We start from the raw sequence: 9,524 nt of genomic DNA on the forward strand, positions 1-9,524 counted from the left end.
AGGTGCTGGTATCTACAAATCTCAGCTTAAGCTTTGTGAGTTTTCTTACAAAGACCCCTACTTTTCAAACATCCTCTCAGACTATTAATTTGATTAACAGCATAAGGTGCGCCGCAGCGCACCCTACGTAATTAGATCGCAGCTATCAATTCTGCAACTTCAGCAACGGTTCAATCTGCTCCCTTTGAAACTGCAATTCATCCGCCAAAGGCTGGTAAATTTCCCGATCGCCCGATTCATTGCAATAATCCCACAAACCATTGTAACAGTGCCTGTCGTCGTCCCAACCCGGATGGTTAACAATCGGATACAAGCATATTCCCTCTATCGGAACTCCTGCTTTCATCGCCGCCACTACCTCAGTACACACATAATTAAACCAGACAGGTCTAAAATCGTCTTCAGTACCCGTTTCGGCTATGAATAAGGGGCGACGGTAACGCTCAAACACTTCTTGCAGCAGTTCGCGAAACGGCCGATACAGCGGATCGGTGTATTTCATTGGGTCTTCATTGTGAATCCACTGATTGCGATCGTAATAATTCACCCCAATAATATCGAGATATTTTTCCTTACCGCCGAGTTCCGGGCGAAAACGTCCAGCCAACATATCCCAAGCTTGATATTGAGATAAGCGATAACCTTCCGCTGCGTCCCGATCCTCCGGTTTATCAGGGTCAGCAATAATGTTAATTGTGGGATCGATTTGAACGATGCGGGTGCGGGGATTGACTTCCCAAACTGATTCTATCGCTGCGATCGCAGCTTTGACTAACTGGATTTTGAGCTCATCTCCCCGCCCTTTTGCAAACGGATTGATGTACGCGACATCGCCGCCGGCCCAAGCAATAAATGAAATTTCATTAACAGGTGTCACGAAAGGTGTTTGGTCTGTTTCCTCAGTTAGCACTTCCATAAAAGCGCGCACCATGCTTGCAAACCTGGACACAAATTCGGGACTGAAAATATCAATATCGTCTGGCCAGCCGTAGTGAAACAAATCCCAAATTACCTGCATTTTCATGTCGCGGGCGGCGCGGATGATTGGCAGGGAACTGGAAAAATCGTATTTTCCGGGTGTCTGTTCGATTAAGTGCCAGCGGAGGCCTTCGCGGACTGTGTAAATGCCTTGCTCCTGCAAGCGTTGGTAGTCGGCTGCTGCAAATTTATCGTGACCGGTGGCGGCTGTGACATCGAGGCGTTTTCCAGATTGCACTCTGTGGGTGGAACATTCAAATCCGCCCATGAAAAAACTTTGAAACATCAATCGAATGGGTAATGGGTCATTAAGGTTTGTAGTCAGGACTTGAGTCCTTAAATCTCAATCAGAAAGGATTAAAGCCCTTACTACAAAGGGTGTTTTTGTAAGAACTATATCGATCGGCAAAAAGCCAAAATGAAATAAGAAAAAAATCTCAGATTTTTACTTTTTCCTTGACTAATCACCAATTAGCATTGAGTAATAGCTTGCGGTTGTGAACTTTCTTCGGGAATATCCCAGCCGAGAGTTGCCGCCGCGATCACCTCTAGGGGAAACTTGGGAGTGCGATCGGCATACAGCAAACCGTTAGCTTCTTGGAAAGTATCGGTTAACTGCGTGTAACAAAATCCGCTGAACATTTCCACTCGGTTTACCACCTTCAACAGCGCGGTGTAGCGCCTTTGCAGTTCCTGCGTGTCGGATGCGCGCACGTAGCCCCAAACTCTGAAAAAATCGGGGTTTTCCCGACCGGCGCAGGCAATGCCGCCGAATTCTGTCAGCATCATCGGCTGTCCTTGGTGCGGGTGGCCGTCGAGGGTGAGGACTCGCCCGCCGGGACGCCCGCGATCGAACAAATCGGCTAGCTGGACTTCGGGCCCGTAGCGCTTGGCTAGGGTTTGCGGGTTGTTGTCGTAGTCGTGAATCGCCAGGATGTCGGTATCGATGCTTTCCCAGCCGTCGTTACCGATGACGGGGCGAGTCGGATCGAGGGTTTTTGTCAAGAAATACAGCGCTTGCACGTAGTTGCGGTGGGCTGCTGCTTCGACTAAATTCGGAACTCCCCAAGATTCGTTGAACGGCACCCAGACTACAATACAGGGGTGGCTGCCGTCGCGCTCGATGACTTCCGTCCACTCCCGCGTCAGCCGTTGTACGGCTTTGGGAGTGAAGCGGTAGGCGCTGGGCATTTCTTCCCAAACTAAGAGTCCCAGCACGTCAGCCCAGTACAAAAATCGCGGGTCTTCGATTTTTTGGTGCTTGCGGACGCCGTTGAAACCCATTGCTTTGACTAATTCGACATCGTGTCGCAAAGCTTCGTCGGAAGGGGCAGTCATCATGGTGTCTGGCCAGTAACCTTGGTCGAGCACCAGTCGCAAATAGTAGGGGCGGCCGTTTAGCATGAAGCGATCGCGCTGGATGCTGACCGTCCGCATCGCGGTATAAGATTTAACCTCGTCGAGTAGTTTGCCGTCGGCCCACAACTGCACTTGAGCGTTGATTAAGGTCGGCTTTTCGGGACTCCACAGCAGTTCGTTGCGGTAGTCGTCGATACCAGGGTCGGAGAGGGCGATGCGGCGGTGGATTTCGCCGTTGATAACTTCGTAGGTGTCGTTGACTAACAGCAAACAGCCGATCGACAGTTTAACTTTAATTTGGATTCCCGACTGGCGATCGCCCGCGACAAACGCTTCAAAACCAATTTCCCAGCGTTCAAACTGCGGAGTCCAGCGGATGCGCTCGATATAAGTGTGAGGCACCAATTCTACCCATACCGTCTGCCAAATACCGGTCGTGCGCGGATACCAAATACTGTGCGGCTCTATTTGCCAGTCTTGCTTGCCGCGCGGTTGTTCCAAATCTTGCGGGTCGTCGTGGGCCCAGACTGTAACCCGCTGCATCCCGTTGAGATTCACAACTGCTGTAATGTCTGCGGTGAAAGGAGTGTGTCCGCCTTCGTGTTCGATGACAAACTGACCGTTCACCCAGACGCGGGCGCGGTAGTCTACGGCCCCAAAGTGGAGGAGAACTCTGCCTTCTGTGTGGGGTATGTCAAATTCGCGTTCATACCAGCAGTTGGCGTGAAAATTCGTGTCGCCGATCCCGCTTTTTGCCGATTCTGGAGCAAACGGCACTTCTATAGTGTGAGTCCACTCAGAAATATCGATCGGCTGCACGCAGTGGCCCGCGTCATCATAAGCAAATCTCCACTGACCATTGAGACAAATCCAGTTGCTCCGGCGCAGTTGGGGGCGCGGATAACCTGTTTTCCGTCCTTGAACTGTCACCTTACTATCAAGAGTTGCAGACTCTTCTATCTCGCAATTTTCTAGCTCTCTACCTAACCAACTCATCGGCACATCTACCCAAAGTTATATTTATAGGTTAGCGACAATTACCCTCACTTTGACAAGTTTTTTGCTAATTAATTTGCAAAAGTTCTGCCCATTAAAACAGCCTCATCTGAAGGCTCTCTTGTGCTGAAGTCATTAGTCAGGAGAAGGAACAATAAACCAGGAAGAAAAAACCAGGAAGATTTTTCCTATCCCCCCTCTCCTCCTCTCCCTCTAGCTAGCAACACTTTGCAAACCTCCTAAAGGTTCAGTTTGCTCACTTGTGAGATAAAATTCTTCCGCAAACGGCAAACAATGAAATATTTGCTGTAGTCCCGTGAGTTCAAATAGAATTCTAACTTGTTCGCTCATGGCAGAGATCAAAAGTATACATTCGCTGTCTCTAACTAATTTCACGATCGCCACTACAGCCATTAACTCGGAATTTTTCAGAAAATTTATTTTTGAGAAATCGAGCATAATAATTTTGCCACCGCTGGCCATTAGGCGCTGTATTTCTTTCTGAAACTGAGCAAATTGAGAAATTTCCAAAACCTCATGAGACAAAACAATTTTCACTAGAACGTTCATTTTTACCTCAATGGTTGTTTGAATTATTAAATAACTTTTGATGAAAACCGAGTAAGGTGCTCTCTCGGCACCTTACCTTTTTACCCGTACGTAACTCGCAGCTTCCAGCTACTTGGTAGTAGATTTGCCGTTGCCGTTGCCGTTGCCGTGGTTGACAGCAGCGACTTCTAGCGAAGCTGCGCTTGGGCGAGGGGCGACTCCATTGGATGAGCTGACATTAGAGGCAGAACCGTTAACATTTTCTACCAATTCAATCACCGGCTTGGTAGTAATTTGTGTGTAAGTTGTCAGAGCTTGAGCGACCACTTGATCCATGTTGTAATACCTGTAAGTCGCCAGCCTTCCCACGAAAGAAACTCCCGGAGTTGCATCAGCCAAAGCCTTATATTTCTTGTAAATTTCGGCATTTTCCGGGCGTGGAACCGGGTAGTAAGGGTCTCCCTCAGCTTGGGGATATTCGTAGACAATGCTAGTTTTTAGATGCTCTTGTCCCGTGAGGTATTTAAACTCCGTGCAGCGAGTATATAAATGCTCGTTCGGGTAATTTACCACCGGTGCTTCTTGGTGTACAGGTACGTTCAGCGTTTCGTGCTTAAATTCCAAGGAACGGTAAGGTAGTTTGCCGTAGCAATAATTGAAATAGGAATCGACTGGCCCGGTGTAAATCATTTCCCCGTAAGGGATAAAGCCCTCAATCTCCCGGTAGTCGGTATTCAGCATCACCTTGATGTTTGGGTGAGAAAGCATCTTTTCAAACATCCGAGTGTAGCCGTGCAGAGGCATTGCTTGATAGGTATCGGTAAAATAGCGATCGTCCCGGTTAATGCGAGTAGGAACGCGGGCAATCACTGATTTGTCGAGTTCCGACGGGTCCATTCCCCACTGTTTGCGGGTGTAGTTGCGGAAGAATTTCTCGTAAAGTTCGCGACCGACTTTGCTGACAACGACATCTTCGGAAGTGCGAATGTAATCCTTTGGTTCTGCTACTTTCGCGAAGAAATCTTCTACTTCAAATGACGTGAGATTCAGTCCGTAAAGTTTGTTTACGGTGTTGAGATTGATTGGAATTGGCAACAGTTGACCGTCAACGCTGGCGAGAACCCGGTGTTCGTAAGGCCGCCACTCGGTGAACCGCGAAAGATACTCGAAAACTTGGCGCGAATTGGTGTGAAAAATGTGGGGGCCGTATTTGTGTACCAGGATGCCGTGGTTGTCGTAGTGATCGTATGCGTTGCCGCCGATGTGGTTGCGGGTATCAATTATCAGGACTGTTTTTCCCGCCTCATTTGCTAGTCTTTCGGCAATGACGCTACCTGCAAATCCGGCTCCGACGATTAAATAGTCAAACATTGAAACACCTCTGAGTGTGGGTATGGGTAAGGAATAATTGGTAATTGGACATACAGCGAGGAGTGTTGAGTGTTAGTTTTTGAATCCGTAAAGTGTAATTCTTTACTTCAACCTCAACATTCCTAACTTAAAACTTTCATCCGGCCTTCTGCTTTCTGCCGTTTCTCGTCGATCGCACTTTCGATCAACCCCAGCATTTCGCCCCAGGTATTGTCCCAAGAATTGTCTGCTAAAAAGGCATCTACTTCGCTCAGCCACTTCGTGCGAACGTCCGAACTTTCGCTGAGGATTTCTTCGGCACAAGCAACGAATTCTGAAGAATTGCTAGCAATCCGAACCAAGCCGTTTTCTCCGTAGGGCCGCACCACGTCGCGGATAGGAGTAGAAATCACCGGTTTGCCGGCAGCGAGGTATTCTGGAGTTTTCGTGGGACTAATAAACTTAGTCGATTCGTTAATCGCAAAAGGCAGCATGGCTATATCCCATCCGCCAAGATACGCTGGCAGTTCTTGATAAGATTTGCCCCCGAGATAGTGGATATTTGGGTGAGTTGGCAGAGTTGTCGGATCGATTTTCACCACCGGGCCAATGATGACTAAATGCCAGTCCGGCCTTGCTTGGGCCAGGCCCGCTAGCAGTTCGATATCCATGCGTTCGTCTATGACGCCATAAAATCCCAAACGCGGGTGAGGAATGTCTTTTTGATCGGCCGGTTCTTCTGAAAGATTCCTGGCTGTCGCAAAGTGTTCTTTTTCGATGCTGCTGGGGAAGGGGTGAATGTTTGGGTGCTGGTGCTGTTTAGCTTCGTAAAGGTTGTGTCCCCCGGTAAATACTACGCTAGCGCGCTTTAATAATTGGTTTTCATTGGCTTTTAAATCCGGGTGCGCGCCTTGGAATGCTGACAGTTCATCCATGCAGTCGTAGACTACAGCTAGCGGCTGTAAGTGGCTTGTGAAACTGACAGCCATTGGTGTGTAATACCAGAGGATGTACTGGCTAATTTCCGCCGCTCGAAACAAATCATCTAGCATGGCTTGCTGAGCAGTTTGTGCTGTTGCTTCGCTGGTTCCTTCGCTCAGGTGGGGTACTATTACCCAGACTCCGCTTTCGTGGATGCTCACATCAAGCCACCAATCTGTAGCTGCGGTAAACACAGGTTCTTCTACAAAGAATACGCGACGAGTTTTGGCACAGCGACTCAAGAGATGTTGCGGACGTTGATAGACAAAATTCCACCGCAAATGGGACAGGCAAACTAAATCTGGTGCATCTAAAGCCTCAGTTTTTGATAAGTTGGCGCGCAATGTGGGCGACGCAGCGAATTGAGATGGCGATTTGGCTGGATCTATAGAGGTAAATCGGATCTCCCATGCTCGCTCTTTATTGCTATAATTATTGTTTACTGAGTTTTCTGGGGGCGACATATTAGCCTCTGGAATTTGTCAATGAAAATTTGTCCGTTAAAAGTTGTCAATAGGATATATTTCTCAGCAGTGTCTTACTGAAAGTCGCAAGCATAAATCTGAGAACTTTTATTGACGAGCAAGCGCCGCATTCAGTGAGCCAAACAAAGAAACTGTTTAGCTGCGGAAAAAACAGGCTTATCTGCTTTTTTCAGAATTGAAACTTGGAGATAAGTTAATATTGTTAGACTTGCTATTGTTGTTAAATGTAACCCAGTTTTTCTGCCCTAACTTCTATCTGAAGGATGACTTTTATCTCAGGAGACACCTAGCTTGTATGCGGGGTTCCAAAGCCGTTAAAATGCCGATCGACCTTGTAAAATGACTTTTAACTGGCAGGTACGGGGTAAAAAAAGAGCAAGTTTTATTGCTTTATTTGAAGATGAGAGAAAATTTGCCATCAAGTTTATGTTGCTTTTTGATTTGACAAACCTTGCTTTTTTTTAACTCATCCGATCGCTAATTGGGTGAATTTGTATCCTACTATACCAAGTTGCGTCCGAGATTTATGACTTCCGATAGATTAACAATTGACAGTTTATGCAGTGAGGTTAAACTCACCGAACAGCACCTGTCTCAACAATATCACAGAAACCAGGCAACCGCAACGATAAACCTAAGATTTTGCGCGAGTCTGTGGGAAGAAACCAAGATGATGACATTGGCGCTGTGGGCGTCAGTTTAAGCTTGCGCCCACAGCACAAATGTCAATCATCCCTCTAAGGGCGGGTTCGCCACTATCTGCAATCAAAGGCAAAATAGCCACCTAAATCCGCAACTAGAAAATAGCAGCAACTTTACAGTCGGCGTCTGTCAATCTTGGCGATTCCACCTCCAAAGGCAAAATCTTGCACTGTCGAACTCTTTAAGAAATCGTGAGGGAAACCCAATTCAATTGCACTTACTTTGTCTAACTGTTGCATTTGTTCCTGGGTTAATTCAAACTCCAAACAAGCTAGATTTTCCTGAAGTTGCGAGAGTTTGCGCGAACCCACAATCGGAATAACTTCGACTGGCTGTTGTCGCAGCCAGTTTAGGGCTACTTGAGAAGCAGGTTTGCCAATTTCGGCCGCTATTTTGCTAACTTCGTCAGCAATTTTGAGGTCTCGTTCGTTAATTTTTCCAGATTCAGGTGAATTCAGCCGTTTAGCTTCGCTGGCTGTTTCTGAAGTGTTGTATTTTCCTGTCAGCAAACCGGCTGCTAGGGGACTCCAAGCTGTGACACCAATATCAAAGGCTTTTGCCATAGGGATCAAGTCCCGTTCTGGAGTTCGCTCTTTTAAAGAATACTCAATTTGCAAGCCGATAAATGGTGTCCAACCGCGCAAATTAGCGATCGTATTTGCTTGAGAAATAATCCAAGCCGGCGTATCGGAAATGCCGATATAAAGAACTTTGCCGGCGCGCACTAAATCGTCAAAAGCGCGCATCACTTCTTCGACGGGTGTGGTAAAATCCCAAGCGTGCAGCCACAACAAATCTATGTATTCAACTTGCAATCGCTTCAAACTTGCTTCTACTGCTTGCACCATATTTTTGCGGTGGTTGCCGAAACCGTTGATTTCGCCATTCTTCATGTTGAGGCTATACTTAGTGGCAACTACCCATTTTTCGCGATCGGCTGCGATGAACTCACCGACATATTTTTCGCTAGTACCGTTGGTGTAGAGATTCGCGGTATCAATGAAATTGCCGCCCGCTTCTGCAAAGGCGTCGAACATTTTCCGGCTTTCGTCGTAGGAACTACCCCAACCCCACTCTTCCCCAAAAGTCATGGTTCCGAGGCAGATTTCGGAAACGCGAAGTCCGCTGTGACCTAATAGTTTGTATCTCATGTCACCCTTCCCCTAGTTAATGGTTGTTAACAGTTTAGATCGGGATTTCCCAAACTGTTGCCATAAGTCGTGGTAACGGGCTTTTGTAATGTGTTAGCGCTGCGCTGAGGGTTGAATGTTTTGCCAAGTTAATCAAAATGTCGTAGCAGGGGCGATGCAGTCTCCCCCCTGCGTTTAGTTTAAAAAGCGCGCAGGGGCGATCGTCTTACTAATGTATTTAGGATCACATCAACAATTTAAAATACAGTAAAAGGGCAAAACACATATCTACCTTTAGATAGGTATTGTATGAAATGATTTAAATAAAAAAATGCTATCTTAAATAATCAGACAACCAGACAGAACTAGAGAAAAAATTAATGTAGCTAAATTAACTTTTTAGCGTTATAGTGATTTATAGATTACAAAAACTAGGTGACTCACTTGGCTGATATCGTTGATACCGCCGTTTCGGCTGGATCTTTTACAACCCTAGTTGCTGCTGTCAAAGCTGCTGGTTTAGTAGATACTCTCAAAGGCGCTGGCCCCTTCACAGTTTTTGCGCCTACTGACGAAGCTTTTGCTAAGCTTCCCGCAGGTACTGTAGAAGCACTGCTTAAGGACATTCCTAAGCTCACAAAAATCTTGACTTATCACGTCGTTTCTGGCAAAGTTATGGCCGCTGATGTGGTCAAGCTGAAATCTGCCAAGACAGTGGAAGGTTCAGAAGTTAAAATTGATGCTTCTAATGGCGTCAAAATCAATGATTCTACCGTTACAGCAGCCGATGTTGCTGCTGATAATGGCGTCATCCACATTATTGATTCAGTCTTGCTTCCTGCGTAAGCACAGACTTAGATAGCGAAATACTATCTTGAGGGCGGTGGCTAACAACAGCCACCGCCCTGTTTTAATTGATACAGCACTTCCGGATGTTATGAGGTACAGTAGCAGCAATTAGCAAACCAGTTTTTGAGATGTTTGGGATTCATTA

7 protein-coding genes are annotated in these 9,524 nt (G+C 46.8%); 1 reads left to right on the forward strand and 6 read right to left on the reverse strand.

The window, feature by feature from the left end:
- Positions 1 to 145: 145 nt before the first annotated feature.
- The 6 genes from QUA57_RS27335 to QUA57_RS27360 form a co-directional block, all read right to left on the reverse strand.
- On the reverse strand, positions 146 to 1,264 hold the full coding sequence (locus tag QUA57_RS27335) for a beta-glucosidase (RefSeq protein WP_333064900.1): 1,119 nt from the start codon (positions 1,262 to 1,264) through the stop codon (positions 146 to 148).
- Between the two features lie 185 nt (positions 1,265 to 1,449).
- Positions 1,450 to 3,333, reverse strand: a complete 1,884-nt coding sequence (locus tag QUA57_RS27340) for a glycoside hydrolase family 2 TIM barrel-domain containing protein (protein ID WP_333064901.1) — start codon at positions 3,331 to 3,333, stop codon at positions 1,450 to 1,452.
- A 213-nt stretch (positions 3,334 to 3,546) separates the two neighbouring features.
- Positions 3,547 to 3,903: an STAS domain-containing protein gene (locus QUA57_RS27345; protein WP_333035411.1), complete on the reverse strand. Its 357-nt coding sequence runs from the start codon at positions 3,901 to 3,903 to the stop codon at positions 3,547 to 3,549.
- 108 nt (positions 3,904 to 4,011) lie between these two features.
- Positions 4,012 to 5,253 (reverse strand): UDP-galactopyranose mutase, encoded by a 1,242-nt coding sequence (glf, locus tag QUA57_RS27350; RefSeq protein ID WP_333035412.1) that lies wholly within the window; start codon positions 5,251 to 5,253, stop codon positions 4,012 to 4,014.
- Positions 5,254 to 5,375: 122 nt separating this feature from the next.
- The gene (locus QUA57_RS27355; protein ID WP_333064898.1) at positions 5,376 to 6,677 is read right to left on the reverse strand and encodes a glycosyltransferase family 1 protein; all 1,302 of its coding nucleotides are present in this window, start codon (positions 6,675 to 6,677) and stop codon (positions 5,376 to 5,378) included.
- An 836-nt stretch (positions 6,678 to 7,513) separates the two neighbouring features.
- Complete coding sequence (locus tag QUA57_RS27360; protein WP_333064897.1) at positions 7,514 to 8,551, reverse strand: aldo/keto reductase; 1,038 nt, start codon at positions 8,549 to 8,551, stop codon at positions 7,514 to 7,516.
- Between the two features lie 423 nt (positions 8,552 to 8,974).
- Between QUA57_RS27360 and QUA57_RS27365 the strand changes: the two genes are divergently transcribed.
- Positions 8,975 to 9,376 carry a fasciclin domain-containing protein gene (locus tag QUA57_RS27365; RefSeq protein ID WP_333035415.1) on the forward strand — a complete coding sequence of 134 codons (402 nt, stop codon included), beginning with the start codon at positions 8,975 to 8,977 and terminating at the stop codon, positions 9,374 to 9,376.
- Positions 9,377 to 9,524: the final 148 nt, after the last annotated feature.

This window comes from Microcoleus sp. Pol7_B2, from assembly GCF_036701035.1.
GTDB lineage: Bacteria > Cyanobacteriota > Cyanobacteriia > Cyanobacteriales > Microcoleaceae > Microcoleus.